Below are 25,980 nucleotides of genomic sequence, written 5' to 3' on the forward strand. Positions count from 1 at the left end.
GCGATAGCGCGCGCGTCCGGGATCCATCCCGACTTTTTTCGAAGTTGAAAACGGGTCTTGGCGTACGCCAGGACGACGATCGTCAGCGCAGTCCGGCGAGATAAACTCGCGCTTCAGCCCTCCGCCGGAGCGACCATGTGCCGCAACATCAGAACCCTGTTCAACTTCGCGCCGCCCGCCACCGAAGCGGAGATCCGCGACGCGTCGCTGCAGTTCGTGCGCAAGCTGAGCGGCTACACCGCGCCGTCGAAGGCGAACGAAGCGGCCTTCGAGCGCGCGGTGGAAGAGGTCGCCGCGGCCGCGCGCGCGCTGATCGGTTCGCTGGTCACGACGGCGGAGCCGCGCACTCGCGAGGCCGAAGCGGAGAAAGCGCGAGCGCGCGCCGCCTCGAGATTCGGCGCTTCGCGCTAAAAGGAAAGGAGGTTCAAGGAGGGAAACCTCGGTTTCCCTCCTTGGCGTTCACCGACAAACGTAGCGCGCGCTAGCGCGCGCTACGTTTGTCAGACACGATCTTGCCTTCCTTGAACACGAGCTGAAGCTTCCGCACGTTGTTGACGTCCTCGAGCGGGTTGCCGCCGACGACGATCACGTCGGCGAGCTTGCCGACCTCGATCGTCCCGAGCTTGTCCTCGACGCCGCAGACCGCCGCCGCATTGCGCGTGCACGCGAGCAGCGTCTGCCACGGGCTGGCGCCGTCCTTCACCCACAGGCCCATCTCGAGGAGCGCGGCGTCCTTCAGCGGCCGGATGTCCGAGCCCAGCGCCATCTTCACGCCGGCGTTCAGCGCCTTGCGGAACCACATCGCGTGCTCGTCCGACGCCGCGTCGGCGCGGCAGCAGTGCGCGTGGAGCATGTTGCGCTGTTTCACCCACGCGCGCTCCCAGTCGTTGTCGACCTGCTCGGGCGTGAGATGGCTGATCGCGAGCGTCGGCACGTACCACGCGCCGGTCCTGAGGAAGAGCTCGATGCACTCGTCGTCCATGATGTAGCCGTGCTCGACCGAGTGCGCGCCGAGCTTGAGCGCGTTCTTCACCGCCTGCGGATTGGTCGCGTGCGCCATCACCTTGAACTCGCGCTGGCGGCAGATCGCGAACGCCGCTTCGAGCTCCTCCTGGAGGAAGAACGAGTGCCAGTGGCGGTCCCAGTCGGGACCCATGATGCCGCCGGAGAGGTTGAGCTTGATGTGGTCGACGCCGTGCTTGATCTGGTCGCGGATCGCCTTGACGAAACCGTACGGCCCGTCGCATTCGAGCGCGTGGCCGGTGGTGAGGAAGTGGCCGCCGGTCGTGGTCAGGAAATACCCGCTCGCGTAGAGCCGCGGCCCGACGAACTGGCCCGAATCGAACGCGCGCTTCCACGCGACGTCCATCCAGTCGTGCGTGCCGGCGCAGCGGAAGCCGGTGATGCCCGATTCGGTCAGCGCGCTCATCAGCCGATGGCCGAACAGCGCGACCTGGTCGGGCAGCGGCATCTCCGAGAGCGGGATGTAATCGGGATGGATGTGGATGTCCCACAGGCCGGGCATGAGGTACGCGCCGCCGAGATCGATCACCTCCGCGTCGCCGGCGCGCGCTTCGCCCTGCTTGTGGATCTCGGAGATGCGGCCGTCTTCGATGACGACGGTGGCGTTGGGCGCCGGGTGCGGCTCGACGCAGTCGATGAGCGTCGCGTTCTTGAGGATAAGTCTCATGAAAGGCGTAAACGGGTGAATGAGTGAACGGGTGAACGGGTAATAACCGTCATCCCGGACGCGTCCGCGTTAGCCGACGCGATCCGGGATCCATTTTGACGTTAAAAAAGCAAAATGGGTCCTGGCGTACGCCAGGACGACGCCTACTCGGGTTTGATGCCAGCGCCTTGCGCGACCTTCAGCCAGCGCTTCGATTCACTCTCGATGAACGCGCGGAAGTCGGCCGGCGTGTTGCCCACCGGCTCGAAACCCCGCTCGGCGAAATCCTTCGCCACGTCGGGCGCCCGGACGATCTTCGCGATCTCTCCCGACAGGCGCTGCACGACCGGCGCAGGCGTGCGCGCCGGCGCGAGCACGCCCCACCACGTGCCGCCGGTGAACCCCGGCAGCCCCGCTTCGTCCATGGTCGGCACGTCGGGAGCGAGCGGCGAGCGCTTCGGCGCGGCGACGGCGAGCGCCTTGAGCTTGCCCGCTTTCACCTGCGGCACGACCACGGGTATCGCATCGAACGTCATCTGCACCTGCCCGCCGAGGAGATCCGCGAGCGCGGGCGCGCTGCCCTTGTACGGCACGTGGACGATGTTCGTGCCGGTCGCCGCGCGAAACGCTTCGCCGACGAGATGGTTCGACGTGCCGTTGCCGAACGACGCGAAGTTGAGCGCGCCGGGCGCGCGCTTGGCGAGCGCGACGAGATCCTTGACCGAATTGGCCGCCACCGAAGGATGGACCACGAGGATGAACGGTACGCGCCCGACGAGCGACACCGGCTGGAAATCCCTGAGCGAGTCGTACGGCGGCGCTTTCACCAGCGCGCGATAGATCGCGACCTCCGGCGACGCCGCGAACGAGAGCGTGTGACCGTCGGGCTCGGCGTGTGCGACGATGCCCGCGCCGATCATGCCGGACGCGCCCGCGCGGTTGTCGATGACGACGCTCTGTCCAAGTATCGGCGCGAGCTTCTGTCCGACCAGTCGCGCGGCGATATCGGTGCTCCCGCCCGGCGGATAGCCGACGATCAGCCGCACCGGGCGTGATGGATAGCTGTCGGCGGCCGTGGCTGAGAACGTCGCGGCACACCAGACCATCGCACAAACCCACCCCCACCCTAGCCCTCCCCCTGAGGGGGAGGGAACGATGTCGCGGCAACCCGGCATCGCTCTACTCGATCTTCGCACCGGACGCTTTCACCACCTTCGCCCACTTCGCCGTATCCGCCTTCACGAAGCCCGCGAACTGCTCCGGCGTACTGCCGACGACTTCCGCGCCGAGCGCAGTCATGCGCTCGCGCACGTCGGGCAGCTTGAGCGCACGCACGATGTCCGCATTGAGCTTGTTGACGAGATCGCGCGCAGCGCCCGCGGGCGCGAATACGCCGAACCACTGCAGCGCTTCGAAACCGGGCAGTCCGGATTCCGCGACGGTCGGCACGTTCGGCACGATCGGCGAGCGCTTCGGGTTCGTCACCGCGAGCGCGTGCAGCCTGCCGTTCTGCACATACGGCAGGAACGACACCGCGGTGCCGAACATGAGATGCACCTGCCCCGCGACGAGGTCGACCAGCGCCGGCGAATCGCCCTTGTACGGCACGTGCAGCATCTGTATGCCCGCGAGCGACTTGAACTGCTCGCCGACCAGATGCGAGATGCCGCCGTTGCCCGACGAAGCGAACGACAGCGCATTCGGCTGCTTCTTCGCGATCGCGATCAGCTCGCGCACGTTCTTCGCAGGCAGCGAGGGGTGCACCGCGAGCAGGATCGTGGCGTTCGCGATCAGCGTCACCGGCGCGAAGTCACGCGCCGGATCGTAAGGCAGCTTCGAATAAAGGCTCGGGGCGACGGCGTGCGTGCTGCTCGTCCCGATGAGCAGCGTGTAGCCGTCGGGCGGCTGCTTGGCGGCGTAATCGGAGCCGATCGTGCCGCCGGCGCCGCCGCGGTTGTCGACGACGACCTGGTGCCCCCAGCTCTCGGAGAGCTTCTGAGCGATGAGACGTCCGACGATGTCGGTCGCGCCGCCCGCGGGGAACGGGACGACCATGCGCACGGGTTTGGTGGGATAGCTTTGCGCGTACAGCGCGCCGCTGCACGCGAGTGCGGCGGCTGCGAGTGCGAGGCTGAGCTTCATTTTTCAAAGGTCAAAATGGATCCCCGCTTTCGCGGGGACGACTTGGCGCCGACGGCGCCAAGTCACTTGCCGGTGAAATTGGGCTTGCGCTTCTCCATGAACGCGCGCCGGCCCTCGATGTAGTCCTGGCTCGCGAAGCAGTCGGCGACGACCTTGGCGGTGAGCGCCGTGTCGCGCTTCGACTCGTCTTTCACGTACTCGTCGATGACGCGCTTGGACGCGAGCATCGACAGCGGTGCGTTGCCGGACAGCGTGCGCGCGTACGAATCGACGAACTCTTCCAGATCGCTCGCGGGCAGCACGTAGTTGACGATCCCGAGGCGCAGCGCTTCCTGCGCGTTGCAGCGGCGGCCGGTGAAGAGCAGGTCTTTTGCGGCGGACGGACCGACGAGGTCGACGAGCTGCCCGAGGCGGTCTGCGGCGTAGCCGATGCCGAGCTTCGCGGCGGGGATGCCGAAGCTCGATTCCTCGGTGCAGATGCGCAGATCGCAGTTGAGCGCGATCGCCATGCCGCCGCCGAGGCAGTAGCCGCGGATCATCGCGATCGTCGGCTTGGCGCTGCCCTTGAGCAGCGTGCGGAAGCGCTCGCCGGTCTGGGTGTAGTTCGCGACGTCTTCCTTGGTCGCGCGCGCTTTCTCGAACTTCGAGATGTCGCCGCCGGAGACGAACGCCTTGTCGCCCGCGCCCGAGAGCACGATGACACGGATCGCGTCGTCCTTGAGGAAATCCTCGATCACGTCGGCCGCGGCGACCGACATCTCGAGCGAGAACGCGTTGCGCTTCTCGGGGTGGTTGAAGATCAGGTGCCCGACCGAGCCGACTTTGCGCGAGAGGATCTTGCCGTCGGCGGAAGCGGTTTCGTTGGTGGCCAGGGTTGCGGTGGTCATTCGTTCGTGCTCCTGTTGGGCTTCGTCATTCCCGCGAAGGCGGGAATCCATCCTGACGTTGAAGCCGTTAGACAATGGATCCCGGATCGCGCCCGCTGCCGCGGACAGGCCCGGGACGACGCGACACCCGTCGCGTCGCATGGATTCCCGATCACTTCCGCTGTCGCGGGTCGGGAATGACGTACTGGTCAGATCGCTCCCGCCGCTTTCAGCTTCTCGATGTCGTCCGCACCGTATCCGATGCTTTGCAGGATCTCGACGGTGTGCTCGCCGGCCTCGGGTGTGGCGGTGCGAATCTTCTTCGGCAGGCCTTCCATGTTGATCGGCGAGTTGACGAGCTCGATATCGCCCTTCTTCGGATGCTTCACCGGCGCGGCGAGCCCGAGGTGCTTGACCTGCGGGTCCGCGAAGACTTCGTCGATGTTGTTGATCGGGCCGCACGGCACGCCCGCCTCTTCGAAAGCCTTGTCCCAGTAGGCCTTGGTCTTCGTCTTCGTGACTTCGGAGATGGCGGCGTTGAGGCGCGCGCGGTCCTGGGTGCGCTTGGTGCGCGTCGACCACTCGGGGACTTCCTTCCATTCGGGTTTGCCCATCGCGTCGCACATGCGCTGCCACACGCGCTCCGACGCGGCCGCGATGTTGAAGTAGCCGTCGCTCGCCGGGAAGACACCGGTCGGCGTGCCGGTCGGATGATCGTTGCCGGCCTGCGCGGCGACTTCCTTGTCCATGAGCCAGCGCGAAGCCTGGAAGTCGAGCAGGAAGACCTGCGCTTCGAGCAGGCTCGTGTGCACCCAGCGGCCTTCGCCGGTGCGCGTGCGGTCGAACAGCGCCATCATGATCGCGAGCGCGAGCAGGTTGCCGGCGGTCAGGTCGTCGAGCGCAACACCGGCGCGGACGGGCCCCTGTCCCGGGAGACCGGTGATCGACATGAGGCCGCCCATGCCCTGCACGATCTGGTCGACGCCCGCGCGCTTGCCGTACGGGCCGCTCTGGCCGAAACCGCTGATGCTGCCGTACACGATCTTCGGGTTGTGCTTCTTCACGTCCTCGTACGAGACGCCGAGCCGGTGCTTCACTTCCGAGCGCATGTTCTCGACGACGACGTCGGCTTTCTGCGCGAGCTTCATGAAAGCCGCGCGCCCTTCGTCGGTCTTCAGATTGATGTGCATCGTGCGCTTGTTGCGATGCAGGTTCTGGAAGTCGAAGCCGTCGCGGCGGCCGGTGACGTCTTCGGACTCGGCGACGGGCGGCTCGACGCGGATCACGTCCGCGCCCCAGTCCGCAAGGTGGCGCACGCAGGTCGGACCCGCGCGTGCGAGCGTGAGGTCGAGGACGACAATGCCGGACAGCGGAAGGTGCGCTTCGGATTTCGCGTTCATGGGTTATCCCGGGAAAGTGACGCGTGACAGGCCCGCCTGGAGGCGGTGTTTGCCTCGATGATAACTCAGGGTAGGCCCGTCATTCCCGCGCAAGACGGGAATCGAGCGCCGTCATTCCCGCGACGGCGGGAATCCATCTGGATTTTCAGCGCCGGCGGGCCACAATCTGGACCAGGACCGGCGTGTGGATGAAAGCGAGGGGATCGGCGGTGGCGCGCGCCCAATCCTCGTGCAGCTCGCGCACTTCGTCGGCGCTCATGAAACCGCCTTCGGCGAGCGTGTCGCCGAAGTCGCTCATGAGCCGGCCCCACCAGTGCCACCAGCGCGTGCCCGAGCGCGCCATGCCGCCGACGCAGTCGGTCGCGACGACCTCGAAGCCCGCCGACGCGAGCTTCGCGGGCAGGACCGAGCCGACCGTGGTGTCGCCGCCGTTCGCGCGGTAGTAGGCGATCCAGCCGCGCGTATGCGCATCGAAACCTCGCACCGGCGGCGAGCACGTCGCGGCATCCAGCGTGAGGTATTCCATCATCGCGAAGACGCCGCCCGGCTCGAGGCTGTCGCGAATGTTGGCGAGCACCGCGTCGAGCTCGTCGATGACGAACGCGAGAAAGAACCGGCAGAACGCACCGTCGAAGCGCGCCTTGCCGAGCGCGTCGTCCACCACGTCCGCTGCGCGCGTGCGCACGTTGGCCACGCCCCGGCGCTGCGCTTCTTCTTCGACGTATCGCAGAAAAGGCGCAGCCTTGTCGATCGCGGTCACGGCGCCTTCGCTGCCGACCAGCCGTGCGAGATCGAACGTGGTGAAGCCGGGACCGCTGCCCAGGTCGGCGATGTGCCGCGCGTTGGCGAAACCCGCACGCGCCCACAGCGCATGCGTCTCCGGCTGCCACGCGGCGTGCTGGTCGCGCAGCCGCTCGAGCTCGCGCGCATGGACGCCGATGAAATAATCGTCGCTCATCGTGACAACGCCTGGAGCATCATGAAGTCGAGCGCATCGCGATCCCGCGCGATCTAAAGCGCACAAGCATGACGGCGTCGCGCGTTTCCGGCAACATCCCTCGCGTGCAGAATCCCTCCCCTGACCGCGTGCCCGGCGCGTCCGAAGATACCGGCGCTCGGCTGGGCTTCGCGCTGTTCGGTTACATGCTCGGCGTGACGCTCATCATCACGCTCATGCCGTTCCGATTCGAGGCGCCGTCCGCTTCGCGCATCCTCTATACCGGCGAGCCGATCGAAGTCGTCGCGAACGTGCTGCTGTTCCTGCCGCTGGGCTTCTTCTATCGCATCGCGCGGCCGCGGCTGCGCTCCGCGTGGCACGCGCTCGCGATCGGCGCGCTCGTGAGCCTGGGCATCGAAGCGGTGCAGTTCTTCGAGCCCGCGCGCTCGCCTTCGCCGCTCGACGTCGCGACCAATGCGCTGGGCGCGTGGCTCGGCGCGTTGGCCGCCGGACGGGTCGCTCGAGCGGCGGCGTCGGGCGGTCATCTGGTCGGCTGGCTCGCGCTTCAGCTGCCGCTGATGGGGCTCATCTACCTCCTCGTGCCGCTGCTCTGGATCGATTCGCTCTCCGCGATCGGCGACGGCGCACGGCTCGTGCTCGCGCCGCTGCTCGCCGCGTTCGGCGCGGTGCTGCTGGGCGGCATGCAGCGCCACTACTTCGCGCCGACGCAGGGCGCGCCGCCGCTTCGCACCGCCGGTTACGCGGCCGTGTGGTTTGTGGCGGGTGCTTTTCCCGCGCTCGCGAACCGGCCGATCGTGGTCGCGGCAGGGGCCGCGGCCGCCGCCGGCGTGTGCTGGTGGTACGGCAGCGCAGCGCAGCGCGCGGAAGGCAATCGGCGTTTCGAGGTCGCGCTGCTGACCCGCGCCTCTCCCCTCTACGCCGCCTATCTCGCGCTGATCGTGCTGTTGCCGCTGCGCCTCGGTACCGACGCCTGGACCCTGCACCTCGGTTTCAGCCCGGCCATGTCGCACCAGCGCGAGATCCTGCGGCTGCTGGAAATCGTCGCGGCCTCGACCCTGGCGGGGTACATGCTGGCCGAGCTGCGCGGCCGGACGATGCTGCGCTACCGCGATGCGCTGCCGCGGCTCGCCGGCTGGACGCTGGCGCTGGTCGGGCTGGTGGAGGCGGCGTGGGGCTTTCGTACCGGGCACGGCGCGTCGATTGCTCGCGCAGCCCTGATGGCGGCCGCATCGCTCTACGGCGGCTGGCTGTACTATTTGCAGCGCGCGCACGTCGTGCGCCTGCTCTCGACGCGCAACGGGAACCGCTGATTTGGCCGCATCCAGCCTGCTCGCCCTGATCGACGACATCGCGACGATCCTCGACGACGTCGCCGTGATGACCAAAGTCGCCGCGAAGAAGACCGCCGGCGTGCTCGGCGACGACCTCGCCCTCAACGCGCAGCAGGTGACCGGGGTCAAGCCGGAGCGCGAGCTGCCGGTGGTATGGGCGGTCGCCAAGGGCTCGTTCAGGAATAAATTGATCCTGGTGCCGGTCGCGCTGCTGCTCGCCGCGTTCGCGCTGTGGGCAGTGAAGCCGCTCCTCATGCTCGGCGGCGCTTTTCTCTGCTACGAAGGCTTCGAGAAGATCGCGCACCGCCTGCTCCATTCGCGCGCGGAGGACGCGGCGCATCACGCCGAGCTCGCGCAGACGCTCGCCGACCCGGCGATCGACGTCTGCGCGTTCGAAAGACAGAAGATCAAGGGCGCGATACGCACCGACTTCGTGCTGTCCGCCGAGATCATCGCGATCACGCTCGGCGCGGTCGCGGAGGCCGAGTACTCGACGCAGGTGGTCGTCGTCAGCGGCATCGCGATCATCATGACGATCGGCGTCTACGGCCTCGTCGCCGGCATCCTGAAGCTCGACGACGCCGGCATGCGCCTCATGGCGGCGCCCGCGGGCTCCGCGCTGTTCGCCGTGCGCTGCGCGCTCGGCCGCGCCATCCTCGCGATGGCCCCGCATTTAATGAAGACCCTGTCGGTGGTCGGCACCGCGGCGATGTTCGTCGTCGGCGGCGGCATCCTCGTGCACGGCATTCCCGCGGCGGAATCGCTGATTCACGACATCTCGGAACACGCGCCTTACCTGCCGATCGGCGCGGGCGCTGTGGAAAATCTCACACGCGCGGTCCTTTCGGCATTCGCCGGGATCCTCGCCGGCGCCGTGCTCGTCGGCGCTTCTGCTGCGATGCGGCGCACGATCCTGCGCGGCAGGGATCGTGTGGCGGCTTCGTGACGTGGGATAATGGGGTGCATGAACAAACCGCAATCGAATTCGCCCCGCGCGCGTCTCCAGCAACTTCAAGCGATCCCGGAGCGGCAGCGCACCGAAGAGGAATGGGACGAGCTCAACGAGCTCGAGATCATGTTTGCGGCGGGCAACCGCGACACCGGGCAAGGCCACGGTCACGGTAACCGCGACCACGATCGCGGCAATCGCGATCCGGGCGCTTTGTCGTCGTATGGCGCCCGCGGCAGTAATCCGCAGCAGCAGGGACAGGGCCAGCGCAAGGCCGAGGGCGGGGGCGGCGGTCCCGGCGGCGGCGGCCGCAAGGGCCAGCGCAAGTTCCACAAGAAGCCGAAGAAGAACAATCCCAACAACCCGCAGCGCTGAGCGTCCGGCACCGCGATGGAGTCGATCAGGATCCAGCGGCAGGATTACCCGACCCGGGGCAGCTATGTGGGCACGCTCCACGGCGTGCACGGCATCGCGCGGCTCAATTACAAGCGCGAGCGTCCCGACCTGCTCATCGCGGAGCGCACCGAGACCTCGGATTCGCTGCGCGAGCACGGCGTGACCGGCGCGCTGATCGCGCGCATGGTCGAGGACGCGCGCACCGACCGCGTCAAGATCTACGCGCTCTGCCCGTACGTCGACGACCATCGCCGCGCGCACCCGGAATGGTCGGACGTGTTCGTCACCCTCTAGCGATGAGCGCTCCGCGGCGTAGATCGAACCGAGGCTTCGCGATCTACGCCGCCGTCCTGACTCTCCTCCTCGGCGTCGTCACCGTCGCGCTCACCTATTACCGCGCGCCGCCCCAGACGCTCGGAGCGACCGAGCGCGAGGCGGACGTCTTCGCGGAGACCCGGACCGCGCTCATCGGCCATGCCGTGCGCCAGGGCGTCTTTCAGTGCTCGAATCCCGCGAACGCCACGGCGTGCAACAACGAGTTCGCGGCATCGCGGCGGCTCGGTGAGTTTCCGTGCCCGGACACCAACGACGACGGCATCGAGAACGTGTCGGGATCCACCTGCGCCGCGCTCATCGGCCGCGTCCCGTGGAGGACGCTGGGCATACCGAGACCCGTGGACCGGGCCGGCGAAACGCTCTGGTATGCGGTGTCCGCCGCCTGGACGAGGAATTCCGGCGCGATCAACAGCGCGACGCCGGGCGACCTCACGGTGCTCGCCGCGGACGGATCGACGGCTGCCGTCGCGATGGCGGTGATCCTGTCGCCCGGCGGTGCGCTATCGGGACAGACCCGGCCGAACAATACCGCGAGCAACTATCTCGAAGACCCGGCGGGCACGCCGAACAACTCGAATGCCGCGGGTCCGTTCATCGCGGCGGCGACCACCGGCAGCTTCAACGACCGCCTCGTCTACATACGCACGTCCGAGGTCGTGCCCATGCTCGAGATGCGGCTGGGCAACGAGCTCAAGGCGCTGCTGCTCGCGTACAAGCTCAACTCGAAATGCTTCTGCTATCCGTGGGCGGACTCGTGGGAGTATTCCGGCGGCATCGGCGATTTCGGCGTGAATCGCGGGCGGCTCGCGAGCCTGGCTTCCTACAATCGGACGCCGGCGAGCGGCTCGCTGGAACCCGAGGAATGGGGCACGGGAAACATTCCGCGGTTCCCGCCGTGGCTCGACGACAACGATTGGCACAACCACGTCTTCTACATCGTCGGCCGCGGCGAAGCCAACCAGAAGCTGGGCGGTTGCCTCACGTGTACCGCCAACACGTACGTGACTATCCAGAATTTCACGCCGGGTACCGCGGCCGCGGCGATTCTCACGCCCGGCACGCCGCGCAACGCGCGAATTCCGCCCGGCGCCGGTTGTGACCCGGTCGGGACCCCGGGGAAGTTGCCGTGCCGTCCTTACCTGCCCAGTGTCGCCGCCACCACCGCGGGCAAGGCGCTGATGAACGATTTCAACCTCTATTTCGACGACGCGATGAACCGCAAGAGCAGCTGCGCGGGCCAGGACACCGAGAACGCGACCAATCCGTCGGACTACAGCTCGTCGTTCGGCATCGGCACCAACTGCGACACGCTCACCCGACCGACCTCGCAGGAGTACGACCGCAACCGCATCTTCGTGTTGCCGCGCGAGTCGGACCTGCCGGCGGACATCGTGTGTCCCGCCGCGGGACCGGCGCTGTTCAACGCGACGCCCTGCATGGATCCGCACGACCCCGACAAGGTGAACGACCAGTGCACCCGGTTGATCTCGGTACTCCAGATATGCTCGACCTCCTGCCGGAGCGCCGCGACGCAAATGGCCGTCGTTCCGTGCCGCAACAACCGCACCGCCGCCGAATGCCCGCCGCTGCACGTGTCCCTCAACAATTGCTCCGCGCCATGAAACGCGCCCCCGCATTGCGTTCCCAGCGCGGCATGAACCTCGTCGAGCTCGCGATCTCGCTCGCGGTGATGGCGATCGTCGCCGCGGGCATGCTGGTGCCGCTCGTCACTCAGATCGAGCAGCGCAACGTGCTCACGACCGAGTCGACGATCGCCGACCTGAAAGAGGCGCTGCTCGGCTTCGCGGCGATCAACGGCCGCCTGCCCTGCCCCGCGACCGCTGCCGGCGGTACCGGCGTGGAGGTGTTCGCGGCGGGCGGTTCCGCCGCGACCGGCGAATGCGCGGCGTTCTGGGGATTCGTGCCGGGGCAGACCCTGGGGATCACGCCGGTGGACCGCAACGGCTACGTGATCGACGCGTGGAACAACCGTATACGCTATGCGGTGCTCAGCACGTCGCTCGGCACAGGCCCGACGACGCGGCCTTACACCAGGACGAACGGCTTGCGCACCGCCACGCTCGCCGCCATCCAGACCGCGGTCGCCGCGTCACCGCCGGTTTTGCTGCAGGTGTGCGGCAGCGGCGTCGGAGTCACCGCCGGCGTGAGCTGTAACGCCGCGCCCACGCTGACCGCCAGTGCGGTCGCCGTCCTGTGGTCGCCCGGCCCGAACGCGACCACCACGGGCGGCACCGGCACCGACGAAGCGCAGAACGCGACGAGCAACGACGCGCTCTTCGTGAGCCGGACGCGCTCGGACGACGCCACCAATCCCTTCGACGACGTGGTGAGCTGGCTCGGCATCAACACCCTGGTGAACCGGATGGTGGCGGCGGGGCAGCTCCCGTAGCGCAGGCGCCCTCGCCTGCTTTAGCTCCGCGGTCCATCTGCAGGCGAGGGCGCCTGCGCTACACCAAAGCCTGCGCCACCAGCGCATGTACCACCTGCCGGTGGTAATAGCGGATCGAGCCGGGTGCGTGCGCCATGAAGCTTACGGCGAGCTCTTCCGAAGGATCGACCCAGAAGTAGGTGCCGGTCGAGCCGGCCCAGTGGAATTCACCCGGCGTGCTCGCCACACCCGACACGCCGCCGCCGCGGCGCACCGCGACGCCGAGGCCGAAGCCGTAGCCGTCGATGTTGGGATACGCGCGCAGCAGCGAGGTGTCGATCTCCGGGCCGATGTGATCGGCGCTCATGTAGTCGACGGTCTTGCGGCCGAGGATGCGGACGCCTTCGCGCTCGCCGCCGTTGCCGAGCATCTCGGCGAACTTCAGATAATCGAGCGCGGTCGACACCGCGCAGCCGCCGCCGCAATCGAACTTGTGCAGCCTGGTGCCGTCGCGCAGCGTCTGCGGCTCGCGCGTGAGCGGGTCGTTCGCAAACGGCTTCGCGTAGCGCGCGAGCTCGCTCTCGGGCACGACGAAGCCGGTGTCGCGCATGCCGAGCGGCTCGAATACGCGCCGGGCGAGGAACTCGCGCAGCGGCATGCCCGCGACCGCTTCGACGCACAGGCCGAGCACGTCGAGACCGAGGCTGTATTCCCACTTCGATCCGGGCTGGTAGTGCAGCGGAAGCTCGGCGAGCTTCGAGATGAATTCGGCGCCCGTCCACCGCGTCGCCGCCCACGCCGAGCCGACCGGCCAGATCGCGTGCAGCGGCGTCGAGCCGCGGCCGTAGGAGACCCCCGCGGTGTGGCGCATGAGATCCTGGATCGTCATGTCGCGCGCGAGATCGACGGTCTGCTCCGGCGTGCCGTCGCAGCCCGGGATGCCGACACGCATGCGCGCGAGCCGCGGCAGGTACTTGCCGACGGGCTCGTTGACCATGAGCCGCCCCTCTTCGTACAGCAGGAGCGCGGCGACCGCTGTCATCGGCTTGGTCATCGACGCGATGCTGAAGATCGCATCGGTGCGCATCGGCGTGCCTGCTCGAGGATCGAGGTGGCCGAACGCCGCGCAGTACGCGAGCTTGCCTTGGCGCGAGATCGCGAGCACCGCGCCGGGCAGCGTGCCTTCGGCGACTTCGCGCTGGAGCGCGGTGTCGATGCGTTTCAGACGGTCGGGGATGAAGCCCAGGGCTTCGGGATCGTGGAGCTCGGGCGAGGTCGTCATGCCGTGGAGCGTAGCACCTCGGCGCTCAAAAATGGATTCCCGATCGTCTCCCGCTATCGCGGCGTCGGGGATGACGCCCCCTTCGTCATTCCCGCAAAAGGCGGGAATCCATTTTGACTTCGACCTTTCTCGAAAATGGATTCCCGACAGCCCCGCTACCGCGGTTCGGGAATGACGTACTACGCAGCCAGCCGCTCCTTGCCCGCCCAGCGCTGGAGCACGGCGAAAAGCTGGTCTTTCTTGAAAGGCTTGGAGAGATAGTCGTCCATGCCCGCATCGATGCAGCGGTCGCGATCGCCTTCCATCGCGTTGGCGGTGAGCGCGACGATGGCGACGCGGCGCTGTGGCGTGCCGGCGGCACGCGCGGCGTTGAGCCGCGCCTCGTGCTCGCGGATCGCGGCGCTCGCGGCGAAGCCGTCCATCTCGGGCATCTGGCAATCCATCAACACGACGTCGTACTCGCCCCCGATCGCGGCATCGCGCCCTTCGAGGCCGTTGTTCGCGATGTCGGCCTCGCAGCCGAATGCGCGCAGCATCGCGAGGCAGATCTGCTGGTTGATCCGGTTGTCTTCGACCACGAGCACGCGTGCGGCGATCGCCGGTGCGGCCTGCGGCGCGGACTGCCGAAGCTCCACGCTCTGCGCTCCCGCGCCGAGCGCGGCGGCGATGCACCCGTAGAGTTCCGTGCGGCGCACCGGCTTGCTGATGACCGCGGCGATGCCCGGTCCGCCGGTCGAGTGCGGCGCCGCTTCGCCCGCACCGAGCGAGGTCATCATGACGAGTCTCGGATGTCCGTACGCCGCACCGTCCCCGATCGCCGCGACGAGCGCTTCGCCGCTCATGCCGGGCATCTTCTGGTCGACGAGCACGACGTGATACGGTGCGCCGCGGCCCGCGGCGGACTCCAGTATCGGCAACGCGCGCTCCCCGCAATCGGCGGACGCGCTCAGGATCCCCGCGACGCTCAGATGGCGCTCGAGGATCGCACAGCTCGCGGGCTTGTCGTCGACGATGAGCACGCGCAGGCCGTAGAGCTCGTCGCGCGCGCGCGGCATCGGCGGCGCCGCGGCGGGCAGGCCGACGACGACGTCGAAGCGGAAGGTCGAGCCCTGGTCCGGCGCGCTCTGCACGTCGATCTCACCGCCCATCAGCCTCACGAGCTGCTGCGAAATGACCAGCCCCAGGCCGGTGCCGCCGTAGCGGCGCGTCGTCGAGCCGTCGGCCTGGCTGAACGCGCTGAAGAGCCGCTTCTTCGCGTCCTCGCTCAGGCCGATGCCGGTGTCGCGAACGCTGAACTCGAGCGCGCAGCGGCCTTCTTCCGACTGCGCACTATCGGGCGAGCGCCGCACCCGGACCTCGACGTCTCCGTGCTCGGTGAACTTCACCGCGTTGCCGATCAGGTTGATCAGCACCTGCCGCAGGCGCCCGGGATCCCCGTGCACGACCGAGGGCACGTCGTCGTCGATGCGCAGCAGCACCTCGAGGCACTTGGAATGCGCGCGGGACGCGAGGAGCTCCGCGACCTCTTCGGTGATCTCGCGCACCGGAAAATCGATGGCGTCGAGCTCGAGCTTGCCGGCCTCGATCTTGGAGAAATCGAGGATGTCGTTGATGATCGTCAGCAGCGCTTCGCACGAGCTCCTCACGTTGTGCGTGTAGCGGCGCTGGGTGTCGGTGAGCGCGGTGTCGAGCAGCAGCTCGGTCATGCCGAGCATGCCGTTCATCGGCGTGCGGATCTCGTGGCTCATGTTCGCCAGGAACTCGCTCTTGGCACGGCTCGCCGCGTTCGCCGAGTCGCGCGCCTTGCGCAGGCGCCCGCGCAGCTTCTGGATGTAACCGCCCATCAGCGCGAACCACAGCAGCGACGCGGCGAGGATCGCGAAGCGCAGCATTTCCAGGTTGACGTTGATCGACGCCGGCTCGCGCATCCAGAGCAGCCCGACCACCGTGGAGTAGCACACCGTGATCGCGCCGGCGAGCAGCAGCAGGCGTCCGGTCGTGAACTGGAACAGCGCGAAGAAGAACGACACCATGTAGATCAGGGTGTAGATCGTGCGCGCCTGCCCGCTGTGATAGAGCATCCAGCTCGTCACGAGCACCGAGACCGCGATCTGCGCGAAAGTGAGGCTGGGGTCGGAGAAGCGCAGGTTCGCGCCGCTCCTGAAGACGACGTAGAAGAGCGCGACCGAGCCGAGCACCATCGCGGAACCGGTCAGGAACGCCGCTTCGGGAATGAAGCCGAGGAGATACCCCAGACCGAAGAGCGCGACGACGAGCAGCGAGCTTCCGGAGGCGATCAGCAGGCGGACGATGCGCACCCGCTGTCGCGGGTCGGCCGCATGCGGGCCGAAGAACGCGCGCAGCCATGGCGAGCCCTCGCCCGCCTGGACATCGACGAACGGGGGGCTGCCGGGACGATACGCTCCCGGTTCGGCGGCTTTCTCGTGCTGCATCGTGCGGCTCGCCGGGAGGCGGAGTCCATGCGGACCCCACCGGGACCGGCGGTCTGGTGAATAGCCGTATTTACGGTGCCGCACCGCAAAAGCTTGAACGCGCGGAGTGCGTTGACACGCCCCGCCGCTCCCGTAGCGTGCGTGCTAACGCACCGCGCCGTTCGAGCAGCCGGCTGCTTCCAGCCCTTTCTCCTGAAATAAGCCCGCTGCTTCAGGGGATTGGAAGAATCGCAACCACCCCTCGGCCGCCGCCCGCCGTGGTGTTCCGGTGAAGATCGCCGCCGCGGACTCGAGCGTCTTCTGCACCGCGTCGGGCAGCGGCGCCACGACCTCGACGCCCGGGACCGCCAGCAGCTCGGAGATCTGCTGGATCGCGATGTCGGCCTCACCGGCCTCCACGACCTTCGCGATCAGGCCGCCGGGACGCGTGACGATGCGCGCCTTCATCGCGTCCGCGATCCCCAGCCGCCGCAGCAGCTCGGGCACGTACATGCCGCTCGCGCCATGGACGGTATGCGCGATCGCGCGGGCGCCCAGCAGCGCCGCACGCAACGCGTCGACCGTGCTCACGTCCGGATGAGGCTCGCCTTTGCGCACCGCGACGCCGATCAGCGAGCGCGCAAAAGGGCGCGCGGCCTCGAGGATGCCGAGCCCGACGAGCCGTTCGACGTGCGGCGCATTGAGCACCGCCACGTCCGCGCGCTCACCGGCTTCGATGCGCGCAAGCAGGGTCTTCGCCGAGTCGTGCTCGATCGCGACTCTCAAACCCGTCCGCGCTTCGAACCGCGCCGCGAGCGCCGAAAGCAGCGCGTTCGTGGCGTTGGAAGTGACTATCCGAATGAATACTGAGGTGGTCGACATCAGACTTTTATTTACCGCAGAGGACGCAGAGGAGAAACCGTCCGTCATTCCCGCGAAGGCGGGAATCCATCTTGACGTTGAAGTTTCAAAAATGGATTCGCGATCCCTTCCGCTGCCGCGGGTCGGGAATGACGATTATCCTGCCTTTCCTCTGCGCGCCTCCGCGCGCCTCTGCGTTCGATCACGCCTTACTCGAACGCCCCGATATTGACCAGCGGCTCACCCCGTGCGCGGCGGCCGAAGTTGTCGATGAATATCCGCGCGGAGCGTGGCTCGTTGCCGTTGGAGGCGGAGGCGTTGTGCGGCGTCACGATCACGTTCGGCAAGCTCCACATCGGCGAATCTTTCGGCAGCGGCTCCTGCTGGTGCGCGTCGAGGTGCGCGCCGCGCAGGTGCCCGCTCCGGATCGCCTCGACGAACGCCTGCTCGTCCATCACTTCGCCGCGCCCGATGTTGACGAGCCCGGCGCCTTTCTTGATCGTTCTGAACGCTTCGGCGTCGACGAGGTTGCGCGTCTCGCTGGTGAGCGGGCATGCGATGACGAGCCAGTCCGCACGCGGCAGCACCTCCTTGAGCTTCGACGGGTGCACCATCTCGTCGACCGGATCGCCGGCCTGCATCGGGCTGCGCCGCACGCCGATCACCTTCAGCCCGAAAGCTTTCGCATAACCGGCGAGCGTCTTCCCTATCGCGCCCACGCCGATCAACACCAGCGTCTGGCCGCGCAGGTCGTCCGGGAGCTGCGCGCCGCGCAGCGGTTTCCATTCCTTCTTCTGCTGGCCGGCGATATACGTGGTGAAACCTCGAGCGAGCAGGAGCAGGCCGGTGAATCCGGTCTGCGCGACCGGCTCGGCGTTGGAGCCCGTCGAGGTGGTGATCGTGCCGCCGCGGGCGAGGACCGCTTCGGCGAACGGCGTCGGATTCATGCCCGAGCTCGCGACGTGGAGCCAGTTGCAAGTCTTCGAAGCCACGAGCGCGTCGTTGAACGCGTCCATGAGCTGCTCTTCGAAGCGCATGTCGCGATCGAGGAAAGCGCAGTCGATGCGGTCGTAATCGGCTTTGGCGATACGCGCCCCTTTCTCTTCGGGCAGGGTCATGAATTCGACGGTGGTGCCGGACCTGGCGGCTTCGGCTTTCAGCGCATCGCCGAACGCGGCGATGAACGGCTTCGAAACAAGTGCGGTGGTCATTGATGCCTTTCGAGGAAATCCAGGGTGAGCTTCGCGCATTCGTCGGGGTCGCTCGCGCCGACGTGATAGCCGTCGCCCGGCAGCGAGACGATCTCGGCGTGCGGCAGCTTTTCGCGATAGACGTCGATGTCCGAGCGGCTGTACGCGCGGCGCGGCGACGTGGTGGTCAGCACGAGCGTCGGCTGCTTCACTTCTCGGAGCGTGCTGCCGACGTCGAGGTTGCTGACCCAGCCCATGTAGGTGCGCGCGGTCTCGATGGCGGTGCTGCCCATGAGGTTCACCCACCATTCGACGCCTTCTCTCGGCATGCGGCTGCCCAGCCGCGGCGGCATGGTGTCGCGCGCCCAGCTCTTCACGCCGTGCGCTTCCATGTGCGCCATCCACTTGTCGGGCTGCGGCGGATCGAGCGGGACCGATGCGAGCGTGAGCGTCTTCACCAGCTCGGGACGCAGCCGCGCGAGCTCGATCGCGACGAGCCCCCCGCTCTTCGCGCCGACGACGTGCGCCGGACCCCCGGCGAGCGTCGTGATGATGCGTGCCGCGGCTTCGACGAAGCCTTCGGTGGTGAACACGGTGCTGCGCGTGACCGGGCTCGAACGGCCGAAACCGTGCTGGTCGTAGCGGATGACCCGATAGCGCCGGCCGAGATTGGGCACCCACGGCCGCCACGCTTCGGTGGATTCGGTGAAGCCGTGGATCAGCACCACGCTGTCCGCGCGCGTCCAGGGGTCGGTCCAGTCGTCGAGCTGGTAATGGAGCTGGGTGTCGGGGTTCAGTTGGAGGTAGGGCATGGTTTTCCGCAGGGTGCGCGCGAGCGCACCGCGCCTTTCGGTGCGTTACGGCGCAGCGCGCCTGACGCACCCTACGAATGTTTGTCGATGAAGGAACGAACTGCGGCAGCCGTCATGTCCGGATCGGTCGCCGCGGCGTGATACCCGTCTACGGGCAACATCACGAGCTCGGACCCGGGAATGGTCTTCTGCCAGCCTTCGAACACTTCGCGGCCGCGGTGCCTGGTGTCGGTGCCGATGACGAGCGTCGGCACGCGGATGCGCTTGATGTCCTCGCGGATGTCGATCGCGCCCACCCAGCGCAGGTAAGAGTGCGCGGTGGAGACCGCGGTCTCGCCCATCATGTCGGACCACCAGTCGATTCCGGCTTCGGACATCTTGCTGCCCATGCGGCTGCGCTGCGTGCGCTTCGCCCAGCTGCGCATGCCGTCGCGCTCCATCTCCTCGATCCAGCCCTGCGCCGCGGGCTTTGTTACGGGCGAGCAGATCGCGGTGGCGGTCTTCACGAGCTCGGGATGATCGGCGGCGAGCGTCATCACGCTGATGCCGCCGCTCTTGCCCGCGACGACGTGCGCCTTGCCGCCGACGAGCTGCCTGATCACCTCGGCGAGATCGTCGACGTAGCGCCCGGTCGTGAGCTCGTACTCTTTGGGCAGCGCCCCGGATTTGCCGAAGCCGCGCTGATCGATGCGCAGCACGCGGTAGCGCCGCGAGAAATGCGGCACCCACTGGCGCCACGCTTCGGTGTTCTCGGTGAAGCCGTGGACGAAGAGTACGGTGTCCGGTTTCGTCCACGGATCGGTATGATCGTCGATCGTGTAGTTGAGGTTACAACCTTGTAACTCGAGATGAGGCATGGCGGCTCCGTACGTAGCGCAGGCGCCCTCGCCTGCCACGCTGCAGGCGGGGCGCCTGCGCTACGGGGATTCTACCGCGCGCCTTTCGCTTCCAGTATCTGCGCCATTTCGCGGTAACCGCGCGACTTCGCCAGCCTGAGCGGCGTGTTGCCCGCGCGATCGGCGAGCTGGGTGCTCGCGCCGGCGTCGACCAGCGCCTTCAGCGTCTGCACGTGACGCGGCCCGCCGTCGCCCAGGACGATCGACTCGATGAGCGCGGTCCAATGCAGGTTGTTGACGTGGTCGAGCGGCGCGCCGGCCTTGATGAGCTGCTGTACCACGCCGGCGTGACCGAGGTGTGCGGCCGCAATCAGCGCGGTGCCGTCGTAACGGCTGGTGACGAGCTTCGCGCTCGCGCCGAGCGAAAGCAGCAGGCGCAGCGTCTCCTCGTCGTTCGCGACCGACGCGATGGTGACCGCGTCGTAGCGATCGTTCTCGAGCAACGACAGATCCGCACCCGCTTTCACCAGCGCGCGGATGGCGGCGTGCTGCTTCGCGAACGTCGCGACGTGCAGCGGCGTGCGTCCGTGCGCGTCGCGCGCATTCACGTTGGACGCGGCGGCGAGCTTCTCGATCTTCGCGGCGTCGCCTTTCCACGCCGCCGCGTGCAGCCCGCTGTACGCCGCCGCCTCGGCGGCGCTCGGTGCGACCTGCGCCGCGGCGGGCAGCACCGTCGCGAGCGCGAAGCCGCAGGCCACGAGAGATGTCCGGATGAACGCCCTCACTTGAGCAGCTCCTTCGCTTTGTCGATGGCGGCGACGGCGCACTGCTCGTCGAGGTGTCCGCCCGGGGCGCCGCCGACGCCGACCGCGCCGATCACGTCGTTGCCGACGCGGATCGGCACGCCGCCGCCGAGCAGCAGGAACCCGGGAATATCGCCAAGGTTAGCTGCGGCGTGGTTCTTCTGCGAGGCCTCCATCATCGCCTGCGTGGTGTTCCTCGCGGAAGCCGCGGTATAAGCCTTGCGCTCGCTCGCCGCCAGCGTGTGGGGACCGGCATTGTCCGCACGCTGCACCGCGCGCACGATGCCGGCACGGTCGACCACGGTCGCGCTCACCGCGTAGCCGTTCGCCTGGCACGCGGCCACGCTGCCGGCGGCGATCTGGTTGGCGAGATCGAGCGAGAGGTTGCGCTCGGTGCGCACGCCCTGCGCGTGAGCGACTGATGCAGCGGCGAAAAGGACGGCGGGGACGAGCTTGGCGATGCGGCGCATTCGGGTTCTCCGTGAGTGTCGTTGAGCGGTGCGTCAACGGTTGTCACTTTAGGAAAGCTCGCCTGTCCCTCACATTCGTACGCCTACGCCGCCGTATCCGTACAACTACGTAAAAGCTATTTTGAACCGCCAAGGACGCCACGGACGCCAAGGAAATCAAAAGGCGAGACATTCGTCATTCCCGCATAGGCGGGAATCCAATTTGACGTTGAGACCTCGAAAATGGATTCCCGATCGCGCTGCCGCGCGTCGGGAATGATGACCGCTTTGTCTTCCTTTGCGTCCTTTGCGTCCTTTGCGGTCGATTGCCTTTGACTTTCCTCTGCGCGCCTCTGCGCGTCTCTGCGTTCAAACACGCCCTTCCACCAGCGCCGCGTAGCGGCGAATGACCTGGGCCAGCGACTCGGCCTCCAGCTTCGCGAAGAGGTTGGCGCGATGGGTCTCGACCGTCCGCGGCGAGACGTTCAGCGCCCGCCCGATCTCCTTGTTGGTCAGCCCCGCGACGATCAGCCCCAGCACCTCGCGCTCGCGCTCGGAGAGCTGGGCGTAGCGCTCGCGCGCGTCGCGGTCGGCGGCGTTGCGCTCGCGCGAGCGCACGTGATCGCGCACCGCTTTCTGCAGCGCGTCGAGCAGCGCTTCGTCGTCGACGGGTTTCTCCAGGAATTCCGCGGCGCCGGACTTGAACGCGCGCCGGCACGTCTCTACCGTGCCGTTGCCGGTGAGCATGATGATCGGGTGATCGACGCCTTCGGCGACCAGCGTCTCCAGCACCGCGAGCCCGCTGATTCCCGGCATGCGCACGTCCAGCACGATCGCGCCGATGCTCTGCCGGTCGAAGTCGCGCAGGAACGCCTGCGGGTCTGCCCACGCCTGCACGCGCAGGCCCACCGTGCCGATGAGCAGCGCCAGCGCCGAGCGCACCGCCTCGTCGTCGTCGATGAGGTGGATGAGCGGCGAAGTCGAAGCGCTCATGGCGTCACGCGAGCGGCAGCGCGAGCGCAAGCTCGGCGCCGCGCGGCTCGCGATTGGCGGCGCTCAACCGGCCGTTCATCGCGAGCGCGAGCGATTCGGAGAGCGACAAGCCGAGACCGAGCCCGCTTTCGCGCGTGGTGAAGAACGGCTCGAAGATGCGCCCGAGCGCCGAGCCGGCGATGCCCGGCCCGCTGTCTCGCACCGTCAGCACGCCCTGCCCCTCCGCCGTCGAGATGCGCACGTCGAGCGCGCGCTCTGACGGCGGCACCTGTTCGAGCGCGTGCAACGCGTTGGTGAGCAGGTTGTGCACGATCTGCTCGAGCGCGACCGGATCGGCGTGAACCGCGATCCCAGGCGCCGATGCCTCGACATTCGGCGTGACGCCGCGCGCCTCGATCTCCGGCTCGAGCAGATAGAGCACCCGCCGCACCGCGGACTCGAGCTCCGTGCGGGCGAGCGCGGCGCCGCGCTCGGGCTTGTCGAGCGCGCCGCGCACCCGCGCGACGACGTCGGATGCGCGCTTCGCCTGCTCGGCGGCCTTGGTCATCGCGTCGCGCGCGGTCGCGAGATCGGGCGGATCGTCGTCGAGCAGGCGCGACGCGGCGCGCGTGTTGGCGAGCAACGCGGTGAGCGGCTGGTTGAGCTCGTGCGCGAGGCCGCCGGCGAGCTCGCCCAGCGCGTTCAAGCGCCCGACGCGATCGAGCCGCAGCAGCGCCTCGGCGCGCTCGCGCGCGATGCGCTGGAGGCGGATCGCGCGCAGCGCCGCAAGCGCGCCCGCGACCGCCGCCGCCCACGCGAGCATCGCGAGCCACGGCAGCTCAGAAGCGTAGACGCCGCGCTCGGCGACGACGTCGAACGGCTGGCTGTCCGCCGCGAGCCGCTTGCGGAACGCGAACCGCCGGAACCCCCCGTCGCGCCCCTGCTGGAGCACGAAGCGTTTGTCCGCATGATCGAGGCTCACGCGCACCGGGCTCGCGTCCGCGACCATCGGCCATTGGTTCCACGGCACCATGGCGCGCACGTCGAACTGCACCGCATAGCTCGCCGGATGCGCGCCGAGCACCAGGCAATAGCGCCCTTCGCTGAAATCGACCCGGGCGAGCGCCGGCCTGCGGGCCGCACGCGAAGCGGCGTCGGCGCCCGCCCTGTCGGGATCGGTCCACGACTCGCCGGTGTCGCGCCGCTCGATGCTCAGAATCTGCGGGTAGACCGACGGCAGCCGCTGCTCGGGCCGCGAGGCGTCGGCGGTCGGCTGGAGCAGCGCGAGCATGCCGAGCACCGCGTCGTGCTGGACGGCGCGCTGGCTCAGGAGGCGATGGACGATGCGCGCATCGGTCTCGAAGTCCTCGCGCAATCGTTCGACCCGCGCGTTCACCAGCCACGCACCGCCGGCCAGCGCGATCGCGATCCAGGCGAGCAACCAGCGGCCGTTGCGCCGCACGAAACCCATCGCGCTTATCGCAGCGGCGCCTTGTTGGAAGAGAGGTCCATGATCATGCGCGCGGAGGCGTCCATGCGCGCCATACCGGCCAGCGATAATCCCTGCTCTTATCGCTCAACTTCGATCTCCCCCCGCAGGTATTCGACGACCTGCCCCGCGATGACGACGCGCTCGCCCCTGAGCTCGCAACGAAGGTCGCCGCCGCGTTGTGACACCTGCTTCGCGATGAGTTTGTTCCTCCCCAGGCGCGCCGCCCAGTACGGCGCGAGGGTGCAATGCGACGAGCCGGTGACCGGGTCTTCGGCTATGCCCTGCTTCGGCGCGAAGAAGCGCGACACGAAATCGACGTCGTCGCCCGGCCCCGATGCGATCAGCGCGTGCACGTCCATGGCGGCGACACGTGAGAAATCCGGCCGCAGCGCGCGCACTTCGGCTTCGGTCCCGAAGACCGCCAGCAGATCGCGCGAGAGCAGCGCTTCGCGCGGGCGCGCGCCGAGCGCGGCCGCGAGCTCGTCGGTGACTTCCACCGGCGTGCCCGGGCGCGACGGAAAATCGAGCGAGAGCCAGTCGCCCTCGCGCGTCACGACGAGCTCGCCGCTCCTCGTGCTGAACGCGAGCCTGTCCTTCTCCGGATAGATGTAGCGAAAGAGCGCCGCGGCGGTCGCGAGCGTCGCATGGCCGCAGAGGTCGACCTCCACGCTCGGCGTGAACCAGCGCAGCGGCGACACGTCGTCTCGCGCGATGACGTAAGCGGTCTCGGCGAGGTTGTTCTCGGCCGCGATCGCCCGCAGCGTCTCGTCCGGCAGCCACGCATCGAGCGGCACGACCGCGGCGGGATTGCCGCCGAAGCGGCGGCTGGTGAACGCGTCCAGCTGATAAAGGGGCAGCTTCACTGCGCGCGGATGTGGTTCTCTTTGACGATCTTCGCCCACTTGGCGATGTCTGCGCGAATGATCTTATCGAATTCGGCGGGCGTGTTGCCGACCGCCGTCGCGCCTTCATGGGTGACCACCTTCTCGAACTCCGGCGATTTCACCACTTTGACGATCTCGGCGTGCAGGCGGTCGACGATGGCCTTGGGCATGCCGGCCGGGCCGAGGATGCCGTTCCAGCCGCGCGCTTCGTAACCGGGCACGGCCTCGGAGATCGACGGCACGTCGGGCAGCACCGGGATGCGCTGCCTGCCGCCGACGCCGAGCGCGCGCACCCGGCCCGCCTTCACCTGCGGCACGACCGTGCCGGCCGAGCCGATGAGATAGAAATCGATCTCGCCCGAGACCAGCGCGGTCAGCGCCTGCGGCGAGCCCTTGTAGGCGACCTGCTGGAACTGGATGCCTGCGAGCGTGCGCAGAAGCTCCGCCGCGAGGCTGCCCATGCTGCCGCTGCCGACCGACCCGTGATTGAGCTGACCCGGCTTCGCCTTCGCCAGCGCGATGAGGTCCTTGACCGACTTCGCCGGAGACTGGCTGGACACGATGAGCACCGGCGCCACCGCACTCACCATGCTGATCGGCTGGAACGCTGTCGCCGTATCGTACGGGATGTCGTTCGGATACAGCGCGGGATTCACCGGGTGCGACGGGAACACCATCATCAGCGTGTAACCGTCGGGCGTGGCCTTGGCGACGATCTGCGAGCCCACGATGCCGCTCGCTCCCGGCCGGTTGTCGATCAGCACCTGCTGCCCCATGCTATCGGTGAGCTTGGAGGCGATCACGCGCCCGAGGATGTCGGTGATGCCGCCCGCCCCGGCGGGTATGATCATGCGCACGGGGCGCGAGGGATAGCTCTCGGCGGCATTCACGTTCAACACGCCGGCGCAGAGCGCCGCGCCGGCGATCATTCGATACTTCCTGTTCATGGCTCTCATTTTCGAATCGAATCACTTCAATATCACGGCGCCCGAGCGGCCGCACGTGTCGCGCCGCGACGGCGGGCACGTGATCATAAACCCGAAGGCGCCGGTCGAGGACAGGACGCGCCTGACACGGGAGCAGGCGATCGAGCTGGTCAAGCTCACGATGGTCGCGGGCGAAGCGTTGAAGACCGTGCTCGGCCGCCGCGGCATCGACCTCGGGCGCGTCAACTACCAGGACAACGGCAACTGGCGCCACGAGCTGCACGTGCATCTCTATGGACGCGCCCGCGACGCCACGCTTCAGCCGTGGGGGACTTTCCTCCAGCTTCCGCCGACCCGCGAAGCGTTCATGCGCGAGATGGGCGACCTCGAGCCGCTGTCGGAGGACGACGTGCGCGAGCTGCGGGCGGAGATCGAGCGGCTGCTGGCGACGGAGAAATATCGGGACTTCTAGTGTGCCGTCCCGTTAATTCGCCTGCAAAGCCGTTCCAGTTTCTGGATGATCGAGTCGGCGGTGGCGGTCCATATGAATGGCTTGCAGTGTTTGTTGTATTGCTGCACGAAGCAATCAATCTTCGCGATCAGGT

Annotated in this window: 27 protein-coding genes; 8 read left to right on the top strand and 19 right to left on the bottom strand. The window is 67.9% G+C overall.

Features of this window, described 5'->3' with window-relative positions; all coding sequences use genetic code 11:
- Positions 1-135: 135 nt before the first annotated feature.
- A complete protein-coding gene (locus VHP37_25140; protein HEX2829655.1) occupies positions 136-411 on the top strand; it encodes a DUF2277 domain-containing protein in 276 nt (91 codons plus the stop codon).
- Between the two features lie 70 nt (positions 412-481).
- On the opposite strand, the gene VHP37_25145 is transcribed toward VHP37_25140, so the two are convergent.
- From VHP37_25145 to VHP37_25170, 6 genes are all read right to left on the bottom strand, one after another.
- Positions 482-1,690, bottom strand: coding sequence for an amidohydrolase family protein (locus tag VHP37_25145; protein HEX2829656.1), 1,209 nt, complete (start codon positions 1,688-1,690; stop codon positions 482-484).
- A 143-nt stretch (positions 1,691-1,833) separates the two neighbouring features.
- Positions 1,834-2,775 (bottom strand): tripartite tricarboxylate transporter substrate binding protein, encoded by a 942-nt coding sequence (locus VHP37_25150; GenBank protein ID HEX2829657.1) that lies wholly within the window; start codon positions 2,773-2,775, stop codon positions 1,834-1,836.
- A 73-nt stretch (positions 2,776-2,848) separates the two neighbouring features.
- Positions 2,849-3,811 (bottom strand): tripartite tricarboxylate transporter substrate binding protein, encoded by a 963-nt coding sequence (locus VHP37_25155; protein ID HEX2829658.1) that lies wholly within the window; start codon positions 3,809-3,811, stop codon positions 2,849-2,851.
- A gap of 62 nt (positions 3,812-3,873) precedes the next feature.
- Positions 3,874-4,698, bottom strand: coding sequence for an enoyl-CoA hydratase (locus VHP37_25160; GenBank protein HEX2829659.1), 825 nt, complete (start codon positions 4,696-4,698; stop codon positions 3,874-3,876).
- A gap of 188 nt (positions 4,699-4,886) precedes the next feature.
- Positions 4,887-6,077 (bottom strand): CaiB/BaiF CoA-transferase family protein, encoded by a 1,191-nt coding sequence (locus tag VHP37_25165; protein HEX2829660.1) that lies wholly within the window; start codon positions 6,075-6,077, stop codon positions 4,887-4,889.
- 145 nt (positions 6,078-6,222) lie between these two features.
- Positions 6,223-7,035 carry a class I SAM-dependent methyltransferase gene (locus VHP37_25170; GenBank protein HEX2829661.1) on the bottom strand — a complete coding sequence of 271 codons (813 nt, stop codon included), beginning with the start codon at positions 7,033-7,035 and terminating at the stop codon, positions 6,223-6,225.
- Between the two features lie 68 nt (positions 7,036-7,103).
- Here VHP37_25170 and VHP37_25175 point away from each other — a divergent pair, with 68 nt between their 5' ends.
- From VHP37_25175 to VHP37_25200, 6 genes are read left to right on the top strand one after another with little or no spacing between them, the layout of a single operon-like run.
- Positions 7,104-8,345, top strand: a complete 1,242-nt coding sequence (locus VHP37_25175; GenBank protein HEX2829662.1) for a VanZ family protein — start codon at positions 7,104-7,106, stop codon at positions 8,343-8,345.
- A 1-nt stretch (position 8,346) separates the two neighbouring features.
- Entirely contained in the window at positions 8,347-9,312 is a 966-nt protein-coding gene (locus VHP37_25180; protein HEX2829663.1) for a DUF808 domain-containing protein, read from the top strand.
- A gap of 18 nt (positions 9,313-9,330) precedes the next feature.
- Entirely contained in the window at positions 9,331-9,690 is a 360-nt protein-coding gene (locus VHP37_25185; protein HEX2829664.1) for a hypothetical protein, read from the top strand.
- A gap of 15 nt (positions 9,691-9,705) precedes the next feature.
- Positions 9,706-10,005: an N-acetyltransferase gene (locus VHP37_25190; protein ID HEX2829665.1), complete on the top strand. Its 300-nt coding sequence runs from the start codon at positions 9,706-9,708 to the stop codon at positions 10,003-10,005.
- A 2-nt stretch (positions 10,006-10,007) separates the two neighbouring features.
- Positions 10,008-11,669, top strand: coding sequence for a hypothetical protein (locus VHP37_25195; protein HEX2829666.1), 1,662 nt, complete (start codon positions 10,008-10,010; stop codon positions 11,667-11,669).
- The gene (locus VHP37_25200) at positions 11,666-12,457 is read left to right on the top strand and encodes a type II secretion system protein (GenBank protein ID HEX2829667.1); all 792 of its coding nucleotides are present in this window, start codon (positions 11,666-11,668) and stop codon (positions 12,455-12,457) included. The genes VHP37_25195 and VHP37_25200 overlap by 4 nt, the downstream gene beginning before the upstream one ends.
- 58 nt (positions 12,458-12,515) lie before the next feature.
- Here the strand turns inward: VHP37_25200 and VHP37_25205 are convergent, their stop codons facing one another.
- From VHP37_25205 to VHP37_25260, 12 genes are all read right to left on the bottom strand, one after another.
- The gene (locus VHP37_25205; protein ID HEX2829668.1) at positions 12,516-13,718 is read right to left on the bottom strand and encodes a serine hydrolase domain-containing protein; all 1,203 of its coding nucleotides are present in this window, start codon (positions 13,716-13,718) and stop codon (positions 12,516-12,518) included.
- 179 nt (positions 13,719-13,897) lie between these two features.
- Positions 13,898-16,171, bottom strand: coding sequence for a response regulator (locus tag VHP37_25210; GenBank protein ID HEX2829669.1), 2,274 nt, complete (start codon positions 16,169-16,171; stop codon positions 13,898-13,900).
- A 144-nt stretch (positions 16,172-16,315) separates the two neighbouring features.
- A complete protein-coding gene (locus tag VHP37_25215; protein ID HEX2829670.1) occupies positions 16,316-17,032 on the bottom strand; it encodes a substrate-binding domain-containing protein in 717 nt (238 codons plus the stop codon).
- A gap of 188 nt (positions 17,033-17,220) precedes the next feature.
- A complete protein-coding gene (locus VHP37_25220) occupies positions 17,221-18,222 on the bottom strand; it encodes a D-2-hydroxyacid dehydrogenase (GenBank protein HEX2829671.1) in 1,002 nt (333 codons plus the stop codon).
- Positions 18,219-19,013: an alpha/beta hydrolase gene (locus VHP37_25225; protein HEX2829672.1), complete on the bottom strand. Its 795-nt coding sequence runs from the start codon at positions 19,011-19,013 to the stop codon at positions 18,219-18,221. Before VHP37_25225 ends, VHP37_25220 begins: the two co-directional genes overlap by 4 nt.
- A gap of 71 nt (positions 19,014-19,084) precedes the next feature.
- A complete protein-coding gene (locus VHP37_25230) occupies positions 19,085-19,870 on the bottom strand; it encodes an alpha/beta hydrolase (protein ID HEX2829673.1) in 786 nt (261 codons plus the stop codon).
- 71 nt (positions 19,871-19,941) lie between these two features.
- Positions 19,942-20,622, bottom strand: coding sequence for an ankyrin repeat domain-containing protein (locus tag VHP37_25235; protein HEX2829674.1), 681 nt, complete (start codon positions 20,620-20,622; stop codon positions 19,942-19,944).
- A gap of 8 nt (positions 20,623-20,630) precedes the next feature.
- Positions 20,631-21,122, bottom strand: coding sequence for a heme-binding protein (locus tag VHP37_25240; GenBank protein ID HEX2829675.1), 492 nt, complete (start codon positions 21,120-21,122; stop codon positions 20,631-20,633).
- A 348-nt stretch (positions 21,123-21,470) separates the two neighbouring features.
- Positions 21,471-22,094 carry a response regulator gene (locus VHP37_25245; GenBank protein ID HEX2829676.1) on the bottom strand — a complete coding sequence of 208 codons (624 nt, stop codon included), beginning with the start codon at positions 22,092-22,094 and terminating at the stop codon, positions 21,471-21,473.
- Positions 22,095-22,098: 4 nt separating this feature from the next.
- Positions 22,099-23,544, bottom strand: a complete 1,446-nt coding sequence (locus tag VHP37_25250) for an ATP-binding protein (GenBank protein HEX2829677.1) — start codon at positions 23,542-23,544, stop codon at positions 22,099-22,101.
- Between the two features lie 98 nt (positions 23,545-23,642).
- Positions 23,643-24,428 (bottom strand): PhzF family phenazine biosynthesis protein, encoded by a 786-nt coding sequence (locus tag VHP37_25255; GenBank protein HEX2829678.1) that lies wholly within the window; start codon positions 24,426-24,428, stop codon positions 23,643-23,645.
- The gene (locus tag VHP37_25260; protein HEX2829679.1) at positions 24,425-25,396 is read right to left on the bottom strand and encodes a tripartite tricarboxylate transporter substrate binding protein; all 972 of its coding nucleotides are present in this window, start codon (positions 25,394-25,396) and stop codon (positions 24,425-24,427) included. Before VHP37_25260 ends, VHP37_25255 begins: the two co-directional genes overlap by 4 nt.
- Between VHP37_25260 and VHP37_25265 the strand changes: the two genes are divergently transcribed.
- Positions 25,395-25,847, top strand: coding sequence for a hypothetical protein (locus VHP37_25265; GenBank protein ID HEX2829680.1), 453 nt, complete (start codon positions 25,395-25,397; stop codon positions 25,845-25,847). The genes VHP37_25260 and VHP37_25265 overlap by 2 nt on opposite strands.
- On the opposite strand, the gene VHP37_25270 is transcribed toward VHP37_25265, so the two are convergent.
- A partial coding sequence (locus VHP37_25270; protein ID HEX2829681.1) for an IS630 family transposase occupies positions 25,844-25,980 on the bottom strand: 137 nt, incomplete at its 5' end. The two genes, VHP37_25265 and VHP37_25270, sit on opposite strands and share 4 nt — an antisense overlap.

Source organism: Burkholderiales bacterium (assembly GCA_036262035.1).
Classification (GTDB): domain Bacteria; phylum Pseudomonadota; class Gammaproteobacteria; order Burkholderiales; family SG8-41; genus JAQGMV01.

Bases quoted from the DNA above. Each gene is read 5' to 3' on its own strand.
- VHP37_25140 (HEX2829655.1), top strand. From the start codon at position 136: ATGTGCCGCAACATCAGAACCCTGTTCAACTTCGCGCCGCCCGCCACC.
- VHP37_25145 (HEX2829656.1), bottom strand. From the start codon at position 1,690: ATGAGACTTATCCTCAAGAACGCGACGCTCATCGACTGCGTCGAGCCG.
- VHP37_25150 (HEX2829657.1), bottom strand. From the start codon at position 2,775: ATGGTCTGGTGTGCCGCGACGTTCTCAGCCACGGCCGCCGACAGCTAT.
- VHP37_25155 (HEX2829658.1), bottom strand. From the start codon at position 3,811: ATGAAGCTCAGCCTCGCACTCGCAGCCGCCGCACTCGCGTGCAGCGGC.
- VHP37_25160 (HEX2829659.1), bottom strand. From the start codon at position 4,698: ATGACCACCGCAACCCTGGCCACCAACGAAACCGCTTCCGCCGACGGC.
- VHP37_25165 (HEX2829660.1), bottom strand. From the start codon at position 6,077: ATGAACGCGAAATCCGAAGCGCACCTTCCGCTGTCCGGCATTGTCGTC.
- VHP37_25170 (HEX2829661.1), bottom strand. From the start codon at position 7,035: ATGAGCGACGATTATTTCATCGGCGTCCATGCGCGCGAGCTCGAGCGG.
- VHP37_25175 (HEX2829662.1), top strand. From the start codon at position 7,104: ATGACGGCGTCGCGCGTTTCCGGCAACATCCCTCGCGTGCAGAATCCC.
- VHP37_25185 (HEX2829664.1), top strand. From the start codon at position 9,331: ATGAACAAACCGCAATCGAATTCGCCCCGCGCGCGTCTCCAGCAACTT.
- VHP37_25190 (HEX2829665.1), top strand. From the start codon at position 9,706: ATGGAGTCGATCAGGATCCAGCGGCAGGATTACCCGACCCGGGGCAGC.
- VHP37_25195 (HEX2829666.1), top strand. From the start codon at position 10,008: ATGAGCGCTCCGCGGCGTAGATCGAACCGAGGCTTCGCGATCTACGCC.
- VHP37_25200 (HEX2829667.1), top strand. From the start codon at position 11,666: ATGAAACGCGCCCCCGCATTGCGTTCCCAGCGCGGCATGAACCTCGTC.
- VHP37_25205 (HEX2829668.1), bottom strand. From the start codon at position 13,718: ATGACGACCTCGCCCGAGCTCCACGATCCCGAAGCCCTGGGCTTCATC.
- VHP37_25210 (HEX2829669.1), bottom strand. From the start codon at position 16,171: ATGCAGCACGAGAAAGCCGCCGAACCGGGAGCGTATCGTCCCGGCAGC.
- VHP37_25215 (HEX2829670.1), bottom strand. From the start codon at position 17,032: ATGTCGACCACCTCAGTATTCATTCGGATAGTCACTTCCAACGCCACG.
- VHP37_25220 (HEX2829671.1), bottom strand. From the start codon at position 18,222: ATGACCACCGCACTTGTTTCGAAGCCGTTCATCGCCGCGTTCGGCGAT.
- VHP37_25225 (HEX2829672.1), bottom strand. From the start codon at position 19,013: ATGCCCTACCTCCAACTGAACCCCGACACCCAGCTCCATTACCAGCTC.
- VHP37_25230 (HEX2829673.1), bottom strand. From the start codon at position 19,870: ATGCCTCATCTCGAGTTACAAGGTTGTAACCTCAACTACACGATCGAC.
- VHP37_25240 (HEX2829675.1), bottom strand. From the start codon at position 21,122: ATGCGCCGCATCGCCAAGCTCGTCCCCGCCGTCCTTTTCGCCGCTGCA.
- VHP37_25245 (HEX2829676.1), bottom strand. From the start codon at position 22,094: ATGAGCGCTTCGACTTCGCCGCTCATCCACCTCATCGACGACGACGAG.
- VHP37_25250 (HEX2829677.1), bottom strand. From the start codon at position 23,544: ATGGGTTTCGTGCGGCGCAACGGCCGCTGGTTGCTCGCCTGGATCGCG.
- VHP37_25265 (HEX2829680.1), top strand. From the start codon at position 25,395: ATGGCTCTCATTTTCGAATCGAATCACTTCAATATCACGGCGCCCGAG.
- VHP37_25260 (HEX2829679.1), bottom strand. From the start codon at position 25,396: ATGAACAGGAAGTATCGAATGATCGCCGGCGCGGCGCTCTGCGCCGGC.